Genomic DNA, 21,835 nt, shown 5'->3' with positions numbered 1-21,835 from the left:
CCGACAGCACCGCTGCTGACGCGCGGGGCACCGGTCGTCACGCCGTCGAGTGCGCCCGCGGCGAACGCCCGATGCCGCACGGGACCGCTCGGATACGCTGTGCTCGTGGACATCAAGATCGGCATCATCAACAGCCCCCGCGAGATCGCCTTCGAGACCGCCCAGACCGCGGACGAGGTCGAGAAGGCCGTGTCCGAGGCGCTCACCGCCAAGTCGACGCACCTGTCGCTGCAGGACGACAAGGGCCGTCGCTTCATCGTCCCTGTCTCGGCCCTGGCGTACGTCGAGGTCGGCGCGGAAGAGGCACGGCGCATCGGCTTCGTCGCCTGACGACGTGGAACTGCTCTTCGCCGTCCTCGGCGGCATCATCATCGGTGCGGTCGCGCACGTGATCCTGCCGTGGCGGTCGAACCGTGGCGTGCTCGTCGGCCCAGCGGTCGGCGGCATCGCCGCAGCAGTGCTCTGGGAAGCGCTGACCTGGGCCGGGTGGCGGTACGACGGCACCTGGATCTGGGTCGTGGCCCTCGTGGGGTCCGGCGTGGTCGTCCTCGTCGTCGAGTGGCTCCTCGGCACGCAGCGCGACAAGCGCGACGCCGAGTACTACGAGCAGCTCAAGACGCGCGGCGCCTGACGCTCGACCGCTCAGGCCGTCAGCCCGAGCGCATCCATCCGTCGGGTGTGCGCGGCGATGAGTTCGGTCCAGACCGGCTCGAGCCGCTCCTGGTCCTCTCGGGCGTGCGACGCCAGCGCCGACCGGGCGACGAGCAGGGTGTCGCCCACCAGACGGCGTCCCCACATCGCCAGACGCGAACCGATCTGCGGGTCGTCCTCGATGTGAGCCGTCAGCTCCTCGACGACCGCCGCTTCCTCGCGCGCGTCGAACACCGACCGCAGTCGCTGCCGCACGTCGAGCGGCAGCGAGCGAAGCAGGTTGCCGAACAGGTCGTTCAGGATGCCGGCCGTCACATAGCCGGTCAGCATCGACTCGTACCAGTCGGCGCCGCTCGTCCGTTCGAGGAACAGGTCGATCGCCTCGCGGTGCGGGGCCATCAGCGCCGCCGGGTCTCCGCCGCTGCGCTCGATCTCGGCCACGATCGTGCGGTGCCGCTCGAGCGCCGTGGTCGCGAGGACCCCGGTGACCAGACGGCCGGAGAGCGTCGGGGCCGAAGCACCGGCTCGTCCCATCGTCTCGTAGACGGAGAGCTGCAGGTACGCGGCCTGCCCGAGGTAGACGTCGAGCTCCGGGGTGACGTCGTCGAGCGCGAGCCGCTTGACCTGCGCGGCTCCGCGCGGGTTCCGCGACGCGAGCCATGCTGCAGCGAGCTGCGCCGCGCGCTTCCGGTTCCACCACGAGACCACCCGACCAGCATAGAGGGCGCGCCCCGTGGGACCCGCCGGTCGCCCCGCTCGGCGCCCGGACCGGACCGCCCGACTCCCCGAAGCACCCCGCCGCGCCCCGGACCACGCGCCCGTCGGTAGACTGGCCCGGACTTCCACCAGAACTAAGGTGATTCTTTGACTTTCTCAGACCTCAACATCGACCAGGACATCGTCGATGCACTGGCCGGCAAGGGCATCATCGAGCCCTTCCCGATCCAGGAACAGACCATCCCGCTCGGCCTGACCGGCCAGGACATCATCGGCCAGGCCAAGACGGGTACCGGCAAGACGCTCGGCTTCGGCCTGCCGCTGATCCAGCGGCTCGGTGCCGACCCGGCGCACGGCGTGAAGGCGCTCGTCGTCGTCCCGACCCGTGAACTCGCGGTCCAGGTCACCGAAGACCTCGAGCTCGCGGCCTCGAACCGCCCGACCACGGTCGTCTCGATCTACGGCGGCAAGGCCTACGAGGGCCAGGTGGAGCAGCTCAAGGCCGGTGCCCAGATCGTCGTCGGCACGCCCGGGCGGCTCATCGACCTGCAGCGGCAGCGGCTGCTCGACCTCTCCCACGTGCAGGAGGTCGTGCTCGACGAGGCCGACCGCATGCTCGACCTCGGGTTCCTGTCGGACATCGAGCGCATCTTCCAGGCCGTCCCCGAGGTGCGGCACACGATGCTGTTCTCGGCGACGATGCCCGCGCCGATCGTCGCCCTCGCCCGCCGGTTCATGAGCCGTCCGGTGCACATCCGGGCGACCGACCCGGACGAGGGCCTCATGCAGGCCAACATCAAGCACCTCATCTACCGTGCGCACTCCCTGGACAAGGACGAGGTCATCGCCCGCATCCTCCAGGCCGAGGGCCGCGGCAAGACCGTGATCTTCACCCGCACCAAGCGTGCCGCGGCGAAGCTCGTCGAGGAACTGAAGGACCGCGGGTTCAACGCCGCAGCGGTGCACGGCGACCTCAACCAGGAGCAGCGCGAGCGCGCGATGGCGGCGTTCAAGGCCGGCAAGCGCGACGTGCTCATCGCCACCGACGTCGCCGCCCGCGGCATCGACGTGGACGACGTCACGCACGTGATCAACCACACGATCCCGGACGACCCGGACACGTACCTGCACCGCGCCGGCCGCACCGGCCGCGCCGGCAAGACCGGCATCGCGGTCACGTTCGTCGACTGGGACGACCTGCACAAGTGGACGCTGATCGACAAGGCGCTCGAGTTCGGCATCCCCGAGCCCGTCGAGACCTACTCGTCGTCGCCCCACCTGTTCGAGGAACTCGACATCCCCAAGGGCACCAAGGGCCGTCTGCCCGGCTCGTCGTCGCACGCCGCCTCGGCTGGCGCCCCCGTCGAGAAGCGCAGCAGCGACCGCCCGGCATCGGGTTCGGGTTCGGGTTCGCGTGACGCGTCGCGTTCGCGGTCGCGCAGCCGCACCCGGTCAGGAGGCTCGGAGCAGTCCGCCCCGCAGGCTCCGGCCACCGAGTCGGTCGCCCCCACCACCCCGGCGGGCACCGAGGACGGCTCGGCCGTCGAAGGTGGTTCCACTGACGGCGCCGCGAAGCGTCGTCGCCGTCGCCGCCGTCGCGGAGCCGGCACCGGCGATGCCTCGGCGACCGCCTCGGCACCGCAGGGCACGTCGGACGGCGAGTAGCGCCTCCAGACCGAAGGGCCCGTCGCTGACGCGACGGGCCTTTCGTCGTCCCCGCCCGCCGACTGCCCCGCGAGGGCGACAGATCGCCGCCAACTGTCAGCGGGTATCTGTCGCTTTCGCGGATGGGTCAAGCCGCGCCGACCGAGATCTGTCGCTTCGGTGGGACGACGCGACGCGTCAGGACAGGCGCGAGCCGGGTCCGACCACGGGAGCGCTGCCCGTCGCCTCGGACACGATCGCGTCGAAGGAGACGCGTGCGGTGCGGTGCTCCCCCAGCCGGTTCGGCTTGCCGGTGCCGTGGTAGTCGCTCGAACCGGTGACGAACAGGCCGTAGCGCGTCGCCCAGTCGAGCAGGGTGCGCTTGCCGTGTGCCAGGTTCTCACGGTGGTCGACCTCGAGCCCGCCGAGCCCGGCGTCGACCAGGTCGCGGAGCATCGGCTCGTCGATGACGATCCCGCGCGAGGACGCCGCCGGGTGCGCGATGACGGGCACGCCGCCGGCCTGCCGGATGAGTTCGACGCCGCGCAGGGGCGAGGGTGCCTCGTGGGGTTCGTAGTAGCCGGACGCCGGGTGCAGGATGCCGCGGAACGCCGCGGACCGGTCGGACTCGAGCCCGCGGGCGACCAGGGCGTCGGCGATGTGCGGACGGCCGATCGTGGCACCGGGGCTGGACTGGGCCAGGACGTCCGCCCAGGTGATCGGGTGGTCCTCGGCGATGCGGTCGACCATGCGGTGCGCGCGGGACAGCCGGCCGTCGCGGATCCGGGTCGTCTCCTCGACCAGTCCGGGGTGCTCGGGGTCCACAAGGTAGCCGAGCACGTGCACGCTGCGGTAGCCGATCCGGGTGCTCAACTCGAGGCCGGGCAGCAGGGTCAGGGGCAGCTCGTGCGCCGCGGCCGTGGCATCCGCCCACCCCGCGGTCGTGTCGTGGTCGGTCAGCGCGACGGCGTCGAGTCCGGCGGCCGCGGCCGCTCGGACGAGCTCCGCGGGACGCTCGGTGCCGTCGGAGACACTGGAGTGCGCGTGCAGGTCGATGAACGGGTCTGGCACGTGGCCAATGCTATCCACAGGTGAGCGGCCGCACAGGCCGGGTGTCGCCCGGCGGTGCGATGATGGACGCATGGCCGACACGACTCCCCGCGCGACGAGCAACCGATCCACGACCCCCGGGTCCTCGACCTTCAAGGACTTCATCGGGTCGCAGTGGGCCGAGCGCTCGGAAGCGCAGCCCGAGCCCCGCGAGCAGGCCGCGTTCGCCGCCGAGCGTCGCGCGCGCATCTCCGAGCTGCACCCGGGCCGCACGATCGTGGTGCCGGCCGGGCAGGCCAAGGTCCGATCGAACGACTGCGACTACCCGTTCCGCCCGCACTCCACCTTCGCCCACCTGACCGGTTGGGGCACCGACACCGTCGTCGGCTCCGTGCTCGTGATGACGCCGAACGGCTCCGGGCACGACGCTACGCTGTACTTCCGTGCCACCGCAGGCCGCGACTCGGAAGAGTTCTACGCCAACCCCGAGATCGGGGAGTTCTGGGTCGGTCCGCGCCCCTCGCTCGACGCCGTCGCCGCCGACCTCGGGCTGGCCACCGCCGACCTCGGGGCGTTCACGGCCGTCGCCGATGCCCTCGACGCGTCGGCGTTGCTCGTCCGCGAAGCCGACGACGACCTGACCCGTTCCCTCGATGCCCGCATCGGCGCGGCCATCGGTGGCGCGGACGAGACCGAGGGGTCGCCGGCCACCGACGACCTGCTCGCCCGCGACCTGTCCGAGCTGCGACTGGTCAAGGACGCGTACGAGGTCCGCGAGCTCCGCAAGGCCGTCGACGCCACGAAGCACGGGTTCGACGACGTCATCGGCGACTTCGACGCCGTGCTCGCGCACCCGCGCGGTGAGCGCATCGTCGAGGGCACGTTCAACCGCCGGGCGCGCGCCGACGGCAACACCGTGGGCTACGACACCATCGCCGCCTCGGGCCACCACGCCTGCATCCTGCACTGGACCCGCAACGACGGCGCCGTACAGCCGGGCGATCTCATCCTCATCGACGCCGGGGTCGAGGTCGACTCGTTCTACACCGCCGACATCACCCGCACGCTCCCGGTGAGCGGCACGTTCTCCCCCGTGCAGCGGATGGTCTACGAAGCCGTGCTCGAGGCCGCCGACGCCGCGTTCGCGATCGTCAAGCCGGGCATCACGTTCCGCCAGGTGCACGCCACCGCGATGAAGGTCATCGCGCGCAAGACCGCCGAGTGGGGCTTCCTGCCGGTCTCGGCCGCCGAGTCGCTCGAGCCGGACAACCAGTTCCACCGTCGCTACATGGTGCACGGCACGAGCCACCACCTCGGGCTCGACGTGCACGACTGCGCGAAGGCCCGCCGCGAGATGTACCTCGACGGCACCGTGCAGGCCGGCATGGTCTTCACGATCGAGCCCGGACTGTACTTCCAGCAGGACGACCTGACCGTGCCGGAGGAGTTCCGCGGCATCGGTGTCCGCATCGAGGACGACATCCTGGTGACCGAGGACGGCGCCGAGAACCTGTCGGTCGGCATCCCCCGGACCCCCTCGGAAGTGGAGGGGTGGATCGCCCGCTCGGGCCGCTAGCCTGATCGGGTGACCACGCCCGAGGCCTCCCCGAACACCATCTCGATCGAGGTCGAGCACTTCGACTCCCCCGACGCCCAGCGACTCCGCGCCGCCCAGCGCCTGGAGATCGACCGGGCGCACGGCGGCGACACCGAACCGGGTGAGAAGCCGACCGCCGAGTCGATCGCGGTGTTCTTCGTCGCACGGGACGAGTCCGGGACTCCCCTGGGGTGCGGGGGCCTGCGCATCGTCGACGACGGCATCGCCGAGATCAAGCGGATGTACGTCCGGCCGGAGTCCCGCGGGTCCGGCGCCGCGGCTGCGTTGCTGCGCCGGCTGGAAGAAGCGGCGCTCGACCTCGGGTCCCCGGCGCTCGTCCTCGAGACGGGCACGGAGCAGCAGCGCGCCGTCGGGTTCTACCAGCGCGAGGGGTTCCGGCGGATCGCGAACTTCGGGCCCTACGTCGGGGCGCCCCTGTCGGTCTGCTTCTCGAAGGTCCTCTAGCCTGCCCGCGCGCAAGCCCGGCTCGCGCGCGCCCGAGCCCGCTCGGCTCTCGGTCACGACGTGCCGTCGGTCCGAGGTCGAGCGGTCACGAACCGTCGTCTGGGCCGGCGCCGAACGACGATCTCCGACCGCTCGACGCCGGGCGCGCGGGGTGTTGCGACCACTCGGTCCACCCGGACTCCGCCGCCGAGGTCGCACGAAGTGCCGCCCGCGCAGCTCGGGGGCGACAGTTCGTGCGACCTCGGCGGACGTGAACGGCGTGTCGAGCGATCTCGCACGACCCGATCTCGCACGACCGGATCTCGCGCGACCGCAGGACGAAGCCCGGTCGCGCGAGCCGGAGCGCGGCTAGCGGCGGTCGCTGTCCCCGTCGCGCGCGGCATCCGGCGAGGACGAGGGCTCCGGCGGCGTGGCACCGGCGACCCGCTCGCCGTAGCGCGGCGGCTCCTCGGGTCGACGCTCCGGCACCGGCGGGGCCGCGGGGGCGGCAGCCGTCTCGGGGGTCTCCCCGTACCGGGGTCCGTCGTTCGTGCCGTAGCGCGGGGGGCCCGAAGGCGCACCCGTCTGCGCGCCGGGGGCCGACGTGCCGGGGTGTTGCGGGCCTCCCGGCTGCTGGTGCGGCGTGGCGTGCCCGCCGTACGGCGACTGCTGCTGCGGCGGGACCCCACCGGGGCCCGGACGCCACTGCTGCTGCTGCTGCTGCTGCTGCTGCTGGGGAGCGTCGTTCCAGTGCGTGGACGGGGTCGCCCCGTGCTCGCCGAGGATGCGCTGCGCCTGCCCGGTCAGCTGCGGGTCGACGACGATCTGGTAGTTCGTGGCGAGCACCTGGTGCACGCTCGTGAAGTCGCGCTGCCGCTTCGTGATCGCGAACGAGACGATGCCGTAGAGCATGCCGAACGCGGCACCGATGATCGCGGCCGCCAGGATCAGGCCGCCGGCGCTCGGCGAGAAGAGCGTGAGCACGATGCCGAAGAAGATGCCGAGCCACAGGCCGGACAGCGCACCGGCGATGGCGGCACGGCCGTAGGTCATCTTGCCGGTGACCCGCTCGACCGTCTTCAGGTCGTTGCCGACGATCGAGAGCTGGTTGACGGGGAAGTCGGCCTCGGCCAGCTTCGCCACCACGCGCTGCGCGTCGGGGTAGCTGTCGTACGTTCCCAGGACGTCGCCCTTGGGCAGCGTCGGGAACGCCTGGGCGGTCCTGCCGGCGAAGGGGCTCTGATTGCTCACACAGCCATCATTCACCGCACACCTTGCAATCGCACGTGCACTCTCAGGGAAGCAGCCGATCGCAAGCCGTCGACCGGTGCCGTCGGCGGCGCGAGCGAACGCGCACACCCGAGCGACTACGCTGGGTCGGGTGAGCGCCACGAAGGTCTTCGTCGCCCGCCTCGCCGGGTGCTCCGTCTTCGACCCCGCGGGCGACCGCGTCGGCAGGGTCCGGGACGTCCTGGTCGTCTACCGCCGGGCCGATCCCCCGCACGTCGTCGGGCTCATCGTCGAGGTGCCCGGCAAGCGCCGCATCTTCGTGAGCATCGGCCGCATCACCTCCATCGGTGCCGGGCAGGTCATCACGACCGGTCTGGTCAACATGCGCCGCTTCGAACAGCGCGGCGGCGAGGTGCGCGTCATCGCCGAGATGCTCGGCCGCAAGGTGCTCATCAAGAACCAGCGGATCCGCGCCACCATCGAGGACGTCGCGATCGAGGACCGCGGGCAGGGCGACTGGGAGGTCGCGCAGCTCTTCCTCCGCAAGCCGAAGACCACGCCGTCGCCGTTCGGCAAGGGCCCGACGACGTTCGCGACGTGGAACGAGGTCACCGAGGACGAGCTCCCCGGCGAGGCCCAGTCCGCCGAGCACGTCATCGCCGCCTACTCCGACCTGCTGCCCGCCGACCTCGCGTCGACGCTGCTCGACCTGCCCGCCGAGCGACGGTTCGAGGTCGCCGAGGAACTGCCCGACGACCGCCTCGCCGACGTGCTCGAGGAGATGCCCGACCAGGAGCGCATCGAGATCCTCACCCGGCTGGTCGACGCCCGTGCCGCCGACGTCCTCGACCAGATGCAGCCGGACGACGCGGCCGACGTCCTCGCCCAGTTCTCCGACGAGCGGAGTGAAGCCCTCCTGCAGCTCATGGAGCCGGAGGAGGCGCAGGACGTCCGCATGCTCCTGGAGTACGAGCCGGACACCGCCGGTGGTCTGATGACCACCGAACCGGTGATCGTCTCGGCCGACGCCACCGTGGCCGAGGGCCTCGCGCTGGTCCGCCGCCACGAGCTCGCACCGGTGCTCGGCGCCGCCGTCTGCGTCACCCTGCCGCCGTACGAGCCGCCGACCGGTCGGTTCCTCGGACTCGTGCACTTCCAGCGGATGCTCCGCTACCCGCCGAACGAGCGGCTCGGCACGCTCATCGACCAGCAGACCGAACCGGTCCGGGTCGACGCGAGCGCCGCCGAGGTCACCCGCATCATGGCGACCTACAACCTGCTGTCCGTCCCCGTGGTCGACGACGCCCACCGTCTCGTCGGGGTGGTGACGATCGACGATGTCCTCGACCACGTCCTGCCGGACGACTGGCGAAGTCAAGGCGAGGGGGAACCCTCACCGCTTCCACGCCAACGCCCGCGCAGGACACCCGTGACGACGGGAAGGAGGACCACCCGTGGCCCGAACGGATGACAACCGTCGCGACCGTGACCGGCAAGAGGTCCGGCTCGACTCCCCCAAGGGCATGCGCACGCGTGTGCTCCCCAGCCGCCGCCGTGGTCGCGGGGACACCTTCGGTCGTGCGACCGAGGGCATCGCCCGCGGGATGGGCACGCCGTGGTTCCTCATCGGCCTCACGCTGTTCTGCGTGGTCTGGATGGGCTACAACACCCTGGCGCCGAAGCCGTGGCAGTTCGACTCGGCGGCCATCGGCTTCACGGCTCTGACGCTCGTGCTCTCGCTGCAGGCCTCGTACGCCGCCCCGCTGATCCTGCTCGCGCAGAACCGGCAGGACGACCGCGACCGCGTGCAGTTCGAGCAGGACCGCCAGCGCGCCGAGCGCAACCTGGCCGACACCGAGTACCTGGCCCGCGAGGTCGTGGCCCTGCGCCTGGCGATGCGGGACATGGCGTCGAAGGACTTCATCCGCGCCGAGCTCCGCTCCCTGCTCGAGGAGCTCGACCGCCGCGACGCCGACGAGGCCGGGTACGCGGACGAACACGACAGCTCCACCCGTGGCTGAGGCCGCCCACACCGACGAACAGCTCGGCACGGCGGTCCTCGCTGCGCTCGGCCGCGTCATCGACCCCGAGATCCGCCGCCCCGTCACGGAGCTCGACATGATCCGTGGTGTCGACGTGCAGCCAGGAGGCGCGGTGCGCGTCGACCTGCAGCTCACGATCGTGGGGTGCCCCGCCGCCGACACCATCGAGCGCGACGTCCGCGTCGCCACCGGGTCCGTCCCGGGGGTCGCCGCAGTCGACGTCGACGTGTCCGTGATGGACCCGGCCACGCGCGCCGCACTGACCGAGCGGCTGCGAGCCGGCCGCCCCAAGGGCATCCAGTTCACCGCGGACTCGCTCACGCGCGTCATCGCCGTCACGAGCGGCAAGGGTGGCGTCGGCAAGTCCACCGTCACCGTGAACCTCGCCGTCGCGCTCGCCCGCCGGGGCCTGCGGGTCGGGATCGTCGACGTCGACGTGCACGGCTTCAGCGTCCCCGGCCTGATGGGTCTGACCGACGAGCACGGGGTCGCACCCCGTCCGACCCGGGTGGACAGCATGATCCTGCCGCCGGTGGCGTACGACGTGAAGGTGGTCTCGATCGGCATGTTCGTCGACGACGTCTCGACCGCGGTGTCGTGGCGCGGACCGATGCTGCACCGCACCGTCAACCAGTTCCTGACCGACGTGTTCTTCGGCGACCTCGACGTCCTGCTGCTCGACCTGCCCCCGGGAACCGGCGACGTCGCGATCTCGGTGGGGCAGTTGCTGCCGCACGCCGAGGTCCTGGTGGTCACGACCCCGCAGGCCGCCGCGGCCGACGTCGCCGAGCGCAGCGGGATCGTCGCCCGGCAGACCGGACAGCGGGTCATCGGCGTGGTCGAGAACATGGCGGGGCTCGTGCAGCCCGACGGCTCGGTGCTGCACCTGTTCGGCGAGGGTGGTGGCGCCGAGACCGCCGCACGGCTGTCCCGCGGGCAGGACGTCCCCGTCCCGGTGCTCGGCACCGTGCCGCTGTCCGTGCCGCTACGCGAGGGCGGCGACGCAGGCGTGCCCGTGGTGCTCGGTGCCCCGGAGGACCCGTCCGCCGTGGCCCTGACGGCGATCGCCGACCGGATCACCACGATGGGACGCGGGCTCGCCGGCCGGAAGCTCGGGTTGTCGCTGTCCTAGGCTCGGGGCATGAGCACCGATCACGTCGATGTCGACTGGGACCACGCACGCGCCACCAACCGCGCGAACTGGGACGACCGGGTGCCGATCCACGAGGGCGCCTACGCGATCGACGCACTCGCCGACCCCGGCCACCGCTCGGACGTCGTCCGTGAGGACCTGCCGGTCCTGACGCCCTGGTTGCCGAACGGCTCGCTCGCGGGCCTCGACGTCTGTCACCTGCAGTGTCACATCGGCACCGACACGGTGTCGCTCGCCCGCGAGGGTGCCCGACTGACCGGTGTCGACTTCTCCCCCGCCGCCCTCGCCTCGGCCGCCGGACTCGCATCGCGCCTCGGGCTCGACGTCACCTGGGTCGAGACCGACGTCCTCGATGCCCGGGCCGCCGTCACCGGCGACTTCGACGTCGTGTACACGAGCATCGGCACGATCTGCTGGCTCCCCGACCTCGACCGCTGGGCTGCGCAGGTCGCCGGCCTGCTGCGCCCCGGCGGGGTGTTCTTCATCCGCGACGGACATCCGGCGCTGTACGCCCTCGACGAGGACGCCGACGAGCTCGTCACCCGGTACCGGTACTTCCCGGACGGCACCGCGCAGCAGTGGGACGACGCCGGCACCTACGCCGGCGACGGGACCGTGGCGAACACCCGCACCTTCGAGTGGCCGCACCCGCTGTCCGAGATCGTGAACGCCCTGCTCGGTGCCGGGCTGCGGCTCCGACGGCTCGACGAGGGCCGGACCCTGCCGTGGCGCTTCAGCTCCCGCATGGTCGAGACCGACACCGGCTCGTGGGCCTGGCCGGAACACGACCGCGACCGGATGCCGACGACCTACACGATCGTCGCCACCCGCGACTGACGACGCGACCCCCTGACGGACTGGAGGCCCGGTGCCAGCTGGCACCGGGCCTCCAGTCCGTCAGGTGGGGACGTGACGGGCGTCAGGTCGCCTCGGCGTCGAAGGGTGCCGGTTCACCGGCGGCCAGGGGCACGACGGGAGCCGTCGCGCGAACCTTGGAGGCCGTCACCTGCGCGGTCTGCACCGCGGCCGCACTGGAACCGGAGTCGAGCAGGGCGTCTCGGATGATGCGGCGCGGGTCGTACTGGCGCGGGTCGAGCTTCTGCCACTCGATGTCGTCGAACTCGGGGCCCATCTCGTCGCGCATCCGCTCCTTCGCGGTGTCGGCGAAGCGACGGACGGCCTTGACGAACTCGGCCAGCTTCTGGGCGTACATCGGCAGGCGCTGCGGCCCGAGCAAGAGGACGCCGATGACCCCGATGATCAGGATCTTGTCGAGCGGGATGTCCACGCGAGCGAGCCTAACGCGTGCTGCTGCGTTGCACCTCTAGAGTTGTCTCCCGAACGGAGTGTGCGTGTCAGAGAAAGAGTCGAACTGGAAGTTCGCCGAGGACATCGTCTCGGAGACCGAGGCGATCGCCCGTGCTCGTGAGCACTCCCTGGAACTCGGGGTCGAAGCGATCTCGCCCGCGATCGGTGCGCAGATCGGGGTCATCGCGGCAGCTTCGCGAGCCACGAGCATCATCGAGATCGGCACCGGCCTCGGGGTCTCCGGCCTGTACCTGCTCGCCGGCGCCCCGAACGCGACCCTGACGACGATCGACGTCGAGGTCGACCACCAGCAGTTCGCCCGCGACGCCTACATCAGCGCCGGCACCGCCCCCGCACGGATCCGGCTCATCCCCGGCCGGGCGAACCAGGTGCTCCCCCGCATGAACGAGGCCTCGTACGACGTCGTGCTCGTCGACGCCGACCCCGAGCACGTCATCGAGTACGTCGAGCACGGTCTGCGGCTCGCCCGCCTGGGTGGCACCGTCCTGGTGCCGCACGCCCTCTGGCGCGGACGCGTGGCCGACCCGGTGAAGCGCGACCGCGCCACCACGGACTTCCGCCTGCTCCTGACCGAGGTGTCGACCTCGGGTGCGGTGCGCAGCGCGCTGTCGCCCGCCGGTGACGGGCTGCTGCAGTTGACGAAGGTCACCAACTAGCGCTCGACCCGCCGGCGCTCGCGCAGGTCAGTCCAGGTGCCGCAGGTACCGCTCGGGCGACTCGAGGAACGCACGCTCGTTCCGCACCAGGTCGAGGTCGCGCCACTCGGTGCGCCGCAGGCCCCACTCGCCGACCTCGTGGATCGTCGCGCCCGGGAAGGCGGCGAGCACGGGTGAGTGGGTCGAGAGCACGACCTGGCCGACGCCGCTCTCGACGATCGAGCGCAACAGTGCGATCAGGGTGAGGCAGCCCGAGAACGACAGGGCGGACTCGGGCTCGTCGAGGATCCAGAGGCCGGGCCAACGCGCCCGGTCGATGACGAAGTCCAGGAACGCCTCGCCGTGGCTGCGCTCGTGGAACACCGGCTCGGGGCGACTGCGGTTCGGGTGCTCCTCGAGGTAGGTGAAGAAGCCGTGCATCGTCTCAGCACGCAGGAAGAAACCACCGCGGGGCGCACCGAAGTCACGTCGCAGGGCGATGTGCTGCCACAGGTCCGACTCGGACGGACGGGTCGAGTGGTGTGCCCCGGTCGAGCCGCCTTCCGGGGACATCCCGAACGCGAGCGCGATGGCCTCGATCAGGGTCGACTTGCCGACACCGTTGTCCCCGACGAACACCGTCACCGGGTCCAGGTCGAGGCCCTCGTCGAGCAGCTGCCGGATCGGCGGGAGCGTGGCCGGCCACTCGTCGCGCGGCATCGGGTCCGGGTCGCGGTACTCCTCGACGCGTCGGATGGGCAGGTGGGTCCTCGGCACGGCCCCATCCTGCCGGAGCCGACCGACACCGCGTGTGGGCGCCCGCTACCGGCGGGCAGACGGAAGGCCCGGAGCGTACACGCTCCGGGCCTTCCGTTCTGGTGCTTCGACGTACTAGGCCGAGACGACCTCAGCGAGTGCGTCGTGGAGTTCCTTGGCCTCGGCATCGTTGACCGAGACGACCAGGCGGCCTCCACCTTCGAGCGGAACCCGCACGATGATGAGTCGACCCTCCTTAACAGCCTCCATCGGCCCGTCACCGGTCCTCGGCTTCATGGCTGCCATCAGATGTCCCCTTTCGTGCAGTAAATGCAGCCCCATTATCCCGTATGGAGGGGGCAACTGCGAAACCGCCCAGGTTGGGGGTGTCGGATGCGCCGTCCGGATGCTCCGCAGAACGCGGATCCGCGGGCCTCCGGTACCCCGCATCGATCACGGCGGGGTCCAGTCGTAGCCGTCGATCCACCACGTGTAGTACAGCCAGACCCACTGCAGCCCGACGAACGCGACGACGACGGCCACGCGGTACACCCGCGACCGCGGCAGCGCCACGATGCCGAGCAGCGGTGCGATCGGCACGAGGATGCGCCAGGTGCTCGACTGCGGGAAGAACACCGCCAGCAGGTACACCAGGTACGCCACACCCCAGAGTCGGAGCTCGATGCCGATCCGGCGTGCGGCCGGCATGCACACGAACGCCGCGAACCCGACGAGCACGACGACGAGCAGCACCGTGCCGGCCGGCTGCCCGAACCACCACCCGAACCCCTGCACCCACGGCGCGAACGGCACGAGTTCCTTCCACCCGATGTACGACGACCGCCAGGCGAGCTCGGTGTCGGTGTAGGCCTTCGGCACCCCGGTCACCGCCCACGCGATCGCCGGCCATGCCAGACCGACCAGACCCGACACCGTGGCGACCACCGCGGGTGGGACGAGCCGGCGGAGGGTCAGCGGTTCCGACGAGCGCACCCACGCCGGGCGGATCGCCCACGCGGCCACGAAGAGCACCACCAGGAACGCGAAGGCGAGCCCCGTCGGTCGGGTCATGCCGAGCAGGAGCACGACGGGCAGCATCGCCCACCACCGTCGATCCACCATGAGCAGCAGCGCGACGAGCAGCAGGAACAGGCCCATCGACTCCGCGTAGGCCACCTGGAACATCGCCGACACCGGTGCGACGCAGAACAGCACCGTGGCGAACGTCGCCCGTGCGGGGTCGAGGAACCGTCCCATGAGGCGGCGGAACACCAGCGCGGCCCCGAGTCCGGCGAGCAACGACACCGAGACCGCGACGAACTCGAACGATGCTCCGGTGAGCAGCGTGAGCGCGCGCACCAGGAACGGGTACGCGGGCATGAACGCCCACGCGTTCTCGGTCACGTGTCCGGCGGCGTCGACGGGCAGCGTCGACGGGTACCCGCCCGTGGCGATCACGCGGTACCAGGCGCCGTCCCAGATCGACGCGAACGACAGGTAGACCGGGCTCTGCACGGTGAACGAGTTCGCCGCCTGCACGCGGGCGAAGGCGAGCATCATGGCGCCCGTGACGAGCCGCGCCAGCACGTACACGACCGTGATGCGCACCCACCACGGGACGACCCGGTACCGGGCCCGCCAGCGGTTCCGGGCAGGGGTCCTCCGGGTGGCCCCCGCCGTCGTCAGGCCGTCAGCCACCGACGCAGCCCGGCCTCGACCGCGGTGATCTGCGCGACCGGGACCTGCTCGTCGTCGTGGTGGGCGAAGACCGGCTCGCCGGGGCCGTAGTTGACCGCGGGGACCCCGAGCGCCGAGAAGCGTGCGACGTCGGTCCAGCCGTACTTCGGACGGGGCTCCGGTCCGCCGACGGCCGCGACGAAGTCCTGCGCGAGCGGGGCGTCGAGTCCGGGGCGGGCACCGGCGGCGAGGTCGACGATCGTGACCTCGTACCCGTCGAACAGCTCGCGGATGTGGGCGACGGCTTCGTCGGCCGAGCGCGAGGGGGCGAACCGGTAGTTCACGTGCACCATCGCCTCGTCGGGGATGATGTTGCCCGCGATGCCGCCGCTGATGCCGACCGCGTTCAGGCCTTCGCGGTACTCGAGCCCGTCGACCGTGACGGTGCGGGGCTCGTAGGCGGCCAGGGTGGCCAGGATCGGGGCGGTCTTGTGGATCGCGTTGTCGCCGATCCAGCTCCGGGCGCTGTGCGAACGCTTGCCGAACGTGCGGATCTCGGCGCGGAGGTTGCCGTTGCAGCCACCCTCGATCTGTGCCCCGGACGGCTCGCCCAGGATCGCGAAGTCGGCGGTGAGGAGTTCGGGTCGCGTCCGGGCCAGACGGCCGAGGCCGTTCAGGGCGTCGCTGACCTCCTCGTGGTCGTACCAGACCCACGTGACGTCGACCGAGGGGTCGACCAGGTCGTACGCCAGCTTGAGCTGCACCGCGCAGCCGGCCTTCATGTCGACGGTGCCGCGGCCCCAGAGGATCTCGGTGCCGTCCTCGGTGGTCCGGAACTCAGTCGGCAGGTTGTCGTTGAGCGGCACCGTGTCGATGTGACCGGCGATGACGACCCGGCGGTCGCGGCCCAGGTTCGTCCGCGCCACGATCGCGTCGCCGTCGCGGATCACCTCGAGGTGCGGCAGCGGTGCGAGCACGGCCTCGATCGCGTCGGCGAGGGCCTGCTCGTTGCCGGACACCGACTCGATGTCGCAGATGGCACGGGTGATGTCGATGGACGAGGCGGTGAGGTCGAGGTGCTCCGGCATGCGGGCAGCCTACCGGCCGCCCCTCGCACCGCCCCGGCAGTCCGGCCGGACGGTGCCCGCCGACGGCCGCTCGGTACCCTGGAGCCGTGACCGACACGACTGCCTCCGACCGCCCGACCCACGCCTGGGGCCACGGCCTCGCGACGATCGCCGCCGACGGCACGACGCTCGACACCTGGTACCCGGAGACGCACCTCGGCCCGCTGCCCGCCGACGCCGTGTTCCCCGCCGAGCTGCAGGCGCACGTCGGTGACGACCCCCGCCGCGAGGTCCGGATCGAGGCCGTCACCACCGAGATCACGATCGACGCCGGCCCGACGAGCACCCCGGACGCGTACCTCCGCCTGCACCTGCTGAGCCACCTGCACGTCCGCCCGAACGAGGTCTCCCTCGACGGCGTCTTCGGCCACCTGCCGATCGTCGCGTGGACCAACGCCGGCCCGGTGCACCCCGATTCCCTGACGCGCCTGCGCCCGTCCCTGCAGCGCGCCGGCATCGCCGTGCACGCCATCGACAAGTTCCCGCGCCTGCTCGACTACGTCGTTCCGGACCGCGTCCGCATCGGCGACGCCAACCGCGTCCGCCTCGGCGCACACCTGGCGCCGGGCACGACGGTCATGCACGAGGGCTTCGTGAACTTCAACGCCGGCACCCTCGGTGACGCCATGATCGAGGGCCGCGTCTCGCAGGGCGTCGTCGTCGGCAACGGCACCGACATCGGCGGCGGCGCCTCGATCATGGGCACGCTGTCCGGCGGCGGCACGCACCGTGTCTCGCTCGGCGAGCGCGCGCTGCTCGGCGCGAACGCGGGCCTCGGCATCTCGCTCGGTGACGACTCCGTCATCGAGGCCGGTCTCTACGTCACGGCCGGCACGAAGGTGGTGCTGGTCGGCGCGGCACCGAACCCCGACGGCACCCCGAAGACCGTCAAGGCCGCGGAGCTCTCCGGCACCCCGAACATCCTGTTCCGCCGCAACAGCATCAGCGGCGCCGTCGAGGCACTGCAGCGCAAGGGCGAGGGCATCCAGCTGAACACCGCGCTGCACGCGTAGCGCTCGGCCAGCGGTCACGACGCGCCGCCTGCGCGCGCCGAGGGCGCACGAACTGTCGCTCCGGCACCCGCCGGACGACAGTTCGCGATCACTCGGCGGAGGTGAGCGGCGCGGCCCACGATCGCGCTCCCACCGACGCACCCGCCGGGAGGCCCGGTGCCGGTCCACCAGACCGGCACCGGGCCTCCAGGCGGTCGCGTCCAGGGCCGCACCCCGCCCCGCGAGTGGTCACAACACGCCGCCTGCGCGCGCCGAAGGCGCACGAACCGTCGTTTCGACACCCTCCCGACGACAGTTCGCGACCACTCGGCGGAGGTGAGCGGCGCGTCCCGCCACGCCGCGCCCGACGCACCCGCCTGGAGGCCCGGTGCCGGTCCACGAGACCGCCACCGGGCCTCCAGGCCGTCGCGTCCAGGGCCCCACCCCGCCCCGCGAGCTGTCACAACACGCGGCCTGCGCGCACCGAGGGCGCACGAACCGTCGTTTCGACACCCGCCGGACGACCGTTCGCGACCACTCGGCGGAGGCGAGTGGCGCGTCCCGCCGGACGGCGGCACGCGGCGCACACGCACGAGCGCCCCGCGCCACGGAACCGTGGGGCGGGGCGCTCGGGGTCGATCAGCGCGCGGGGACGTCGCGCTCGGGCGCGCCCACGTAGAGCTGCTGCGGGCGACCGATCTTGTTGAGCGGGTCGTTGTTCAGCTCGCGCCACTGGGCGATCCAGCCCGGCAGGCGACCGATGGCGAACAGGACGGTGAACATCCGCGGCGGGAAGCCCATCGCCTTGTAGATGATGCCGGTGTAGAAGTCGACGTTCGGGTAGAGCTTGCGGCTGACGAAGTACTCGTCCTCGAGTGCGATCTGCTCGAGTTCCATCGCGATGTCGAGCAGGTCGTCCTGCACGCCGAGGGACTCGAGGACCTCGTGCGCGGACTCCTTGACGAGCTTCGCGCGCGGATCGTAGTTCTTGTAGACACGGTGCCCGAAGCCCATGAGCTTGACGCCCTGCTCCTTGTTCTTCACCCGCTCGACGAAGCGCGTCACGGGCTCGCCCGAGTCCTTGATCTGCTGGAGCATCTCGAGCACGGCCTCGTTCGCGCCGCCGTGCAGCGGGCCGTACAGGGCGTTGATGCCGGCCGAGATCGAGGCGAACATGTTCGCCTTCGTCGAGCCGACCATGCGCACCGTCGAGGTCGAGGCGTTCTGCTCGTGGTCCTCGTGCAGGATGAGGAGCCGCTCAAGCGCCTTCGAGAGCACCGGGTTGGGCTTGTAGGTCTCGGCCATGGTGCCGAAGTTCAGCCGCAGGAAGTTGTCGACGAACGACAGCGAGTTGTCCGGGTACAGGAACGCCTGCCCGATGGCCTTCTTGTGGGCGTACGCCGCGATGACCGGGAGCTTGGCGAGGAGCCGGACGGTCTGCAACTCGACCTTCTGGGGGTCGTCCACGTCCATGTCGTCCTCGTAGTACGTGGACAGGGCGCTCACGGCGCTCGAGAGCACGGACATCGGGTGCGCCGAGTGCGGCAGGGCGTCGAACAGGCGGCGGAGGTCTTCGTGCAGCAGGGTGTGCCGACGGATGCGGGCGTCGAACTGCTCGAGCTCGGTGGGGGTCGGCAGCTCGCCGTAGATCAGGAGCCACGCGACCTCGAGGAAGGTGCAGTTGCCGGCGATCTGGTCGATCGGGTACCCGCGGTAGCGCAGGATCCCCTGGTCGCCGTCGATGTAGGTGATCGCGCTCTTCGTCGCACCGGTGTTCACGAACCCGTAGTCGAGCGTGTTCATCCCGGTCTGCTTCTTGAAGGTCGAGATGTCGATCGCGGACGCGCCGTCGACGCTCTGCAGGATCGGGAACTCCGCCGTGCCACCCGGGAACGTCAGCGTCGCGGTCGCGCCCTGCTGTTCGGCGGCGGGACTCACGGGGACGGGCGTGGTGGGCGGTGTGGCCGTCTTCTGAGCGTCATTGGCAGTGTCAGTCACGAGGACAGCCTAATCGCGGCACCTGTCGGTCGTGCACACATCCCAGGTGACGATTTGGTGGTTCCCAGGGATTGCGGGCACCACCGGAACAACTCGTGTCCGTGCTACGCGGTGCCGAGGCGACGGCTGCTCGCCAGTCGCTGCGACGCTGCGGCGATGCGCTCGTCGGTCGCCGTCAGGGCCACGCGGACGTGCTCGCCCCCTGCTGCGCCGTAGAACGTGCCCGGTGCGACGAGGATCCCGCGGTCGGCGAGCCAGGCCACGGTGTCGAGTGCGGGTTCACCGCGGGTGGCCCAGAGGTAGAGCCCGGCCTCGCTGTGGTCGATCCGGAACCCGGCATCCTCGAGTGCTCGCCGGAGCATGTTCCGGCGCGCTCGGTAGCGGGCCTTCTGCTGCTGCACGTGGGTCTCGTCCTGGAGCGCGACGACCATGGCCTGCTGCACGGGCAGCGGCGGCATGAGCCCGGCGTGCTTCCGGACGGCCAGGACATCGGCCAGGATCGCGGCGTCACCGGCGACGAAGGCCGCACGGTAGCCGGCGAGGTTCGACTGCTTCGACAGCGAGTACACGCTGAGCACGCCGTCGAGCGAGTCACCGACCACACGGGGGTCCAGGATGGTGGGCGTCGGGGTGGTGGCGTACTCCGGGTCCCACCCGAGCTCGGCGTAGCACTCGTCGCCGACGATGACGGCTCCGAGCTCGCGGGCGCGCACCACGGCGGCGCGGAGCTCGTCGATGGTCAGCACGCGGCCGTCGGGGTTGCCCGGGGAGTTCAGCCACACGAGCTTCGTGGTGGACGGCCACGCGGCGGGGTCGTCCGACGCGAGAGCCTCGGCCCGGACCAGTGCGGCGCCGAGCTCGTACGTCGGGTACGCGGCGGCCGGGAACACCACGGTGTCACCGGGCCCGATGCCGAGCCAGAGCGCCAGGCCCGCGATGAACTCCTTCGAGCCGATCGTCGGCAGCGCGTTCGCCTCGGTCAGGGCGACGCCGTGCCGACGGCCGTACCAGTCGGCGATGGCCTGTCGCAGCGCCGGAGTGCCGGCGACCTGCGGGTAGGCGTGCGCGTCGGTCGCGGTGGCCAGGGCGGTGCGGACGACCTCGGGTGTGGGGTCGACGGGCGATCCGACGCTGAGGTCGACGATGCCGCCCTCGTACGCCGCAGCGCGCTGCTTGAACGGGATGAGCTGGTCCCAGGGGAAGTCGGGGAGGTCGAGCGCCACGAGGGGGGTCCGGTCAGCCGCGCACGGGCTCGGCCGCGACGACGGGGTGGTCCTTGTGGATCACGCCGACCTTCGCAGCGCCGCCGGGCGACCCGACCTCGTCGAAGAACTCGACGTTGGCCTTGTAGTAGTCGGCCCACTGGTCGGGCAGGTCGTCCTCGTAGTAGATGGCCTCGACGGGGCAGACCGGCTCACACGCACCGCAGTCGACGCACTCGTCGGGGTGGATGTAGAGCGAGCGGTCACCCTCGTAGATGCAGTCGACCGGGCATTCGTCGATGCAGGCACGGTCCTTGACGTCGACACAGGGCTGGGCGATCACGTAGGTCACGGTTCGGGTGCTCCCTTCGACGAGCGGGTTCGAGTCTACTCGCGGCCCGGGGCCGTCCGGGACCGCAGCCCCGACAGGTCCGGCCACGCGAGGACCAGGGCGGCGATCACCGCGGGGGCGAAGGTCCAGACGTACCCGGCCGCGTTGGCGAGGACGAGCGGCGAGCTCTCCCCGCCGACCGACACGAGCACCTGCGTCGCGACGAGGATCCCGATGCCGATCGCGGCGACCATCGCCCGCGAGCGGTAGACGAGCCGCACGCCCACGGTCAGGCCGAGCACGATGAGGGTGGTGATGACGAGTCCGACCGGGAACGCGCCGAGCGTCTGCTGGTGCGTGACCGTCCCGAGCCCGCCCGCGAGCAGCCCGAGCAGCAGCGAGACCACGACCGCCGCGGCCTTGCCCTGGCCGGACATCTCGGCGTAGGTCTGCGGGGCCGCCGGCTGCGGGGCCGCGTCGTGCCGGAACGCCTCGACCGCCGGGGCGTGCTGCCGGACGCCGTGCGGCATCACCCACGACAGAGCGCTCGGGTCGGCGGGGTCCACGGGGTCGACGGCGACCTGGGAGCGGTACTGCTCGACGGCCGCGCGCACCTTGGCGCGGACCGGCAGGACGTCGACCGTGAGGTCGGCCTGGCCGCTGCCGGGGTCGACGATCATCGAGAAGGGGACCTCTTCGGCACGGGCCGCGTACTGCGCCGCGTGGTGCATCCGCACGTGGTCGGGGTGCCCGTAGCCGCCGTCGTCGGCGTAGCTGATCACGGCGTCGGCACCGGTGGAGCGGATCGCGGCGCGGACGTCGTCCACGACCTCGCCCAGGTCTGCCGCGGTCAGCGAGTCGGCCGGGGCGTCGTCCGCGGCGGTGGCCCGCCCGTCCGGGCCCCACTGCATGCCGGAGTCGACGTAGCGACGCTCCGGCAGGTCGGTCGGCCGGGCACCGCGCCCGCCGAGCCACAGGTGCTGCGGCCCGCCGAGGGCGGCGAGGGCCGCGGCGATCTCGGTCTCGCGGTGCCGTGCCACCCGCGCGGGGTCCCCGGCCAGCGGAGCCAACTGCTCCGTGAGCATCTCGCCGCGCTCGCCCCGGGTCGCGGTGAGCACGGTCACCTCGGCGCCGCGCTCGAGCAGGGTCGCGATGGTCCCGCCCGACGAGAGCGTCTCGTCGTCGGGGTGGGCGTGCACGATCAGGACGCGCTCCGGGCGCGTGGCGGGGGCCTTCGACATCGTCCCCAAGGGTACGGGA

The 21,835-nt window shown here is 71.6% G+C and carries 23 protein-coding genes; 11 read left to right on the top strand and 12 right to left on the bottom strand.

Annotation, left to right across the window (positions count from 1 at the left end; translation table 11 throughout):
- Window positions 1-105 precede the first annotated feature (105 nt).
- Window positions 106-330, top strand: a complete 225-nt coding sequence (locus tag DEJ08_RS04630) for a DUF3107 domain-containing protein (RefSeq protein ID WP_031259670.1) — start codon at window positions 106-108, stop codon at window positions 328-330.
- A gap of 4 nt (window positions 331-334) precedes the next feature.
- The gene (locus DEJ08_RS04625; protein WP_111033226.1) at window positions 335-631 is read left to right on the top strand and encodes a hypothetical protein; all 297 of its coding nucleotides are present in this window, start codon (window positions 335-337) and stop codon (window positions 629-631) included.
- A gap of 11 nt (window positions 632-642) precedes the next feature.
- On the opposite strand, the gene DEJ08_RS04620 is transcribed toward DEJ08_RS04625, so the two are convergent.
- The gene (locus DEJ08_RS04620) at window positions 643-1,359 is read right to left on the bottom strand and encodes a ferritin-like fold-containing protein (protein WP_258367069.1); all 717 of its coding nucleotides are present in this window, start codon (window positions 1,357-1,359) and stop codon (window positions 643-645) included.
- Between the two features lie 156 nt (window positions 1,360-1,515).
- Here DEJ08_RS04620 and DEJ08_RS04615 point away from each other — a divergent pair, with 156 nt between their 5' ends.
- Window positions 1,516-3,033 carry a DEAD/DEAH box helicase gene (locus DEJ08_RS04615; protein WP_111054516.1) on the top strand — a complete coding sequence of 506 codons (1,518 nt, stop codon included), beginning with the start codon at window positions 1,516-1,518 and terminating at the stop codon, window positions 3,031-3,033.
- 177 nt (window positions 3,034-3,210) lie between these two features.
- Here DEJ08_RS04615 and DEJ08_RS04610 read toward each other — a convergent pair whose 3' ends face one another.
- Window positions 3,211-4,083: a PHP domain-containing protein gene (locus DEJ08_RS04610; protein ID WP_071405460.1), complete on the bottom strand. Its 873-nt coding sequence runs from the start codon at window positions 4,081-4,083 to the stop codon at window positions 3,211-3,213.
- A gap of 70 nt (window positions 4,084-4,153) precedes the next feature.
- On the opposite strand from DEJ08_RS04610, the gene DEJ08_RS04605 reads away from it, so the two are divergent.
- Both DEJ08_RS04605 and DEJ08_RS04600 read left to right on the top strand, forming a co-directional pair.
- On the top strand, window positions 4,154-5,638 hold the full coding sequence (locus DEJ08_RS04605) for an aminopeptidase P family protein (RefSeq protein ID WP_111054517.1): 1,485 nt from the start codon (window positions 4,154-4,156) through the stop codon (window positions 5,636-5,638).
- Window positions 5,639-5,647: 9 nt separating this feature from the next.
- Window positions 5,648-6,124 (top strand): GNAT family N-acetyltransferase, encoded by a 477-nt coding sequence (locus tag DEJ08_RS04600; protein WP_111054518.1) that lies wholly within the window; start codon window positions 5,648-5,650, stop codon window positions 6,122-6,124.
- A 348-nt stretch (window positions 6,125-6,472) separates the two neighbouring features.
- On the opposite strand, the gene DEJ08_RS04595 is transcribed toward DEJ08_RS04600, so the two are convergent.
- The gene (locus tag DEJ08_RS04595; protein WP_111054519.1) at window positions 6,473-7,354 is read right to left on the bottom strand and encodes a YflT domain-containing protein; all 882 of its coding nucleotides are present in this window, start codon (window positions 7,352-7,354) and stop codon (window positions 6,473-6,475) included.
- 130 nt (window positions 7,355-7,484) lie between these two features.
- Between DEJ08_RS04595 and DEJ08_RS04590 the strand changes: the two genes are divergently transcribed.
- Genes DEJ08_RS04590 through DEJ08_RS04575 form a run of 4 tightly spaced genes read left to right on the top strand, consistent with a single transcriptional unit; the run spans window position 7,485 to window position 11,365 of the window.
- Window positions 7,485-8,804 (top strand): magnesium transporter MgtE N-terminal domain-containing protein, encoded by a 1,320-nt coding sequence (locus DEJ08_RS04590; protein ID WP_027464574.1) that lies wholly within the window; start codon window positions 7,485-7,487, stop codon window positions 8,802-8,804.
- A 52-nt stretch (window positions 8,805-8,856) separates the two neighbouring features.
- On the top strand, window positions 8,857-9,354 hold the full coding sequence (locus tag DEJ08_RS04585; protein WP_042539423.1) for a DUF1003 domain-containing protein: 498 nt from the start codon (window positions 8,857-8,859) through the stop codon (window positions 9,352-9,354).
- Window positions 9,347-10,507, top strand: a complete 1,161-nt coding sequence (locus tag DEJ08_RS04580; protein ID WP_111054520.1) for an Mrp/NBP35 family ATP-binding protein — start codon at window positions 9,347-9,349, stop codon at window positions 10,505-10,507. The genes DEJ08_RS04585 and DEJ08_RS04580 overlap by 8 nt, the downstream gene beginning before the upstream one ends.
- 9 nt (window positions 10,508-10,516) lie before the next feature.
- Entirely contained in the window at window positions 10,517-11,365 is an 849-nt protein-coding gene (locus tag DEJ08_RS04575; protein WP_111054521.1) for a class I SAM-dependent methyltransferase, read from the top strand.
- 82 nt (window positions 11,366-11,447) lie between these two features.
- Here DEJ08_RS04575 and DEJ08_RS04570 read toward each other — a convergent pair whose 3' ends face one another.
- Window positions 11,448-11,816: a twin-arginine translocase TatA/TatE family subunit gene (locus DEJ08_RS04570; protein ID WP_110894138.1), complete on the bottom strand. Its 369-nt coding sequence runs from the start codon at window positions 11,814-11,816 to the stop codon at window positions 11,448-11,450.
- A gap of 64 nt (window positions 11,817-11,880) precedes the next feature.
- Here DEJ08_RS04570 and DEJ08_RS04565 point away from each other — a divergent pair, with 64 nt between their 5' ends.
- Window positions 11,881-12,513: an O-methyltransferase gene (locus DEJ08_RS04565; RefSeq protein WP_017887052.1), complete on the top strand. Its 633-nt coding sequence runs from the start codon at window positions 11,881-11,883 to the stop codon at window positions 12,511-12,513.
- A 27-nt stretch (window positions 12,514-12,540) separates the two neighbouring features.
- On the opposite strand, the gene DEJ08_RS04560 is transcribed toward DEJ08_RS04565, so the two are convergent.
- From DEJ08_RS04560 to dapE, 4 genes are all read right to left on the bottom strand, one after another.
- The gene (locus tag DEJ08_RS04560) at window positions 12,541-13,269 is read right to left on the bottom strand and encodes an AAA family ATPase (RefSeq protein WP_071404158.1); all 729 of its coding nucleotides are present in this window, start codon (window positions 13,267-13,269) and stop codon (window positions 12,541-12,543) included.
- Between the two features lie 114 nt (window positions 13,270-13,383).
- Window positions 13,384-13,554, bottom strand: coding sequence for a DUF3117 domain-containing protein (locus DEJ08_RS04555; RefSeq protein ID WP_017887054.1), 171 nt, complete (start codon window positions 13,552-13,554; stop codon window positions 13,384-13,386).
- 147 nt (window positions 13,555-13,701) lie between these two features.
- On the bottom strand, window positions 13,702-14,946 hold the full coding sequence (locus DEJ08_RS04550) for a hypothetical protein (RefSeq protein ID WP_111054522.1): 1,245 nt from the start codon (window positions 14,944-14,946) through the stop codon (window positions 13,702-13,704).
- On the bottom strand, window positions 14,931-16,013 hold the full coding sequence (gene dapE, locus DEJ08_RS04545) for a succinyl-diaminopimelate desuccinylase (RefSeq protein WP_071404160.1): 1,083 nt from the start codon (window positions 16,011-16,013) through the stop codon (window positions 14,931-14,933). Before dapE ends, DEJ08_RS04550 begins: the two co-directional genes overlap by 16 nt.
- A gap of 86 nt (window positions 16,014-16,099) precedes the next feature.
- Here dapE and dapD point away from each other — a divergent pair, with 86 nt between their 5' ends.
- The gene (gene dapD, locus DEJ08_RS04540; RefSeq protein WP_111054523.1) at window positions 16,100-17,065 is read left to right on the top strand and encodes a 2,3,4,5-tetrahydropyridine-2,6-dicarboxylate N-succinyltransferase; all 966 of its coding nucleotides are present in this window, start codon (window positions 16,100-16,102) and stop codon (window positions 17,063-17,065) included.
- Between the two features lie 618 nt (window positions 17,066-17,683).
- Here dapD and DEJ08_RS04535 read toward each other — a convergent pair.
- The 4 genes from DEJ08_RS04535 to DEJ08_RS04520 all read right to left on the bottom strand — a co-directional run bounded on the left by DEJ08_RS04535 (window position 17,684) and on the right by DEJ08_RS04520 (window position 21,816).
- The gene (locus DEJ08_RS04535) at window positions 17,684-18,982 is read right to left on the bottom strand and encodes a citrate synthase (RefSeq protein ID WP_111054524.1); all 1,299 of its coding nucleotides are present in this window, start codon (window positions 18,980-18,982) and stop codon (window positions 17,684-17,686) included.
- Between the two features lie 164 nt (window positions 18,983-19,146).
- Complete coding sequence (gene dapC, locus DEJ08_RS04530; RefSeq protein WP_111054525.1) at window positions 19,147-20,265, bottom strand: succinyldiaminopimelate transaminase; 1,119 nt, start codon at window positions 20,263-20,265, stop codon at window positions 19,147-19,149.
- A gap of 13 nt (window positions 20,266-20,278) precedes the next feature.
- Window positions 20,279-20,596, bottom strand: coding sequence for a ferredoxin (fdxA, locus tag DEJ08_RS04525; protein WP_017887060.1), 318 nt, complete (start codon window positions 20,594-20,596; stop codon window positions 20,279-20,281).
- A 35-nt stretch (window positions 20,597-20,631) separates the two neighbouring features.
- Window positions 20,632-21,816, bottom strand: a complete 1,185-nt coding sequence (locus DEJ08_RS04520) for a PIG-L family deacetylase (protein ID WP_111054526.1) — start codon at window positions 21,814-21,816, stop codon at window positions 20,632-20,634.
- Window positions 21,817-21,835 lie beyond the last annotated feature (19 nt).

This window comes from Curtobacterium sp. MCLR17_054 (genome assembly GCF_003234335.2).
Lineage (GTDB): Bacteria > Actinomycetota > Actinomycetes > Actinomycetales > Microbacteriaceae > Curtobacterium > Curtobacterium flaccumfaciens.
The sequence above is the reverse complement of the archived record's forward strand: the minus strand, read 5'-3'. Positions and strand labels throughout refer to the sequence as shown.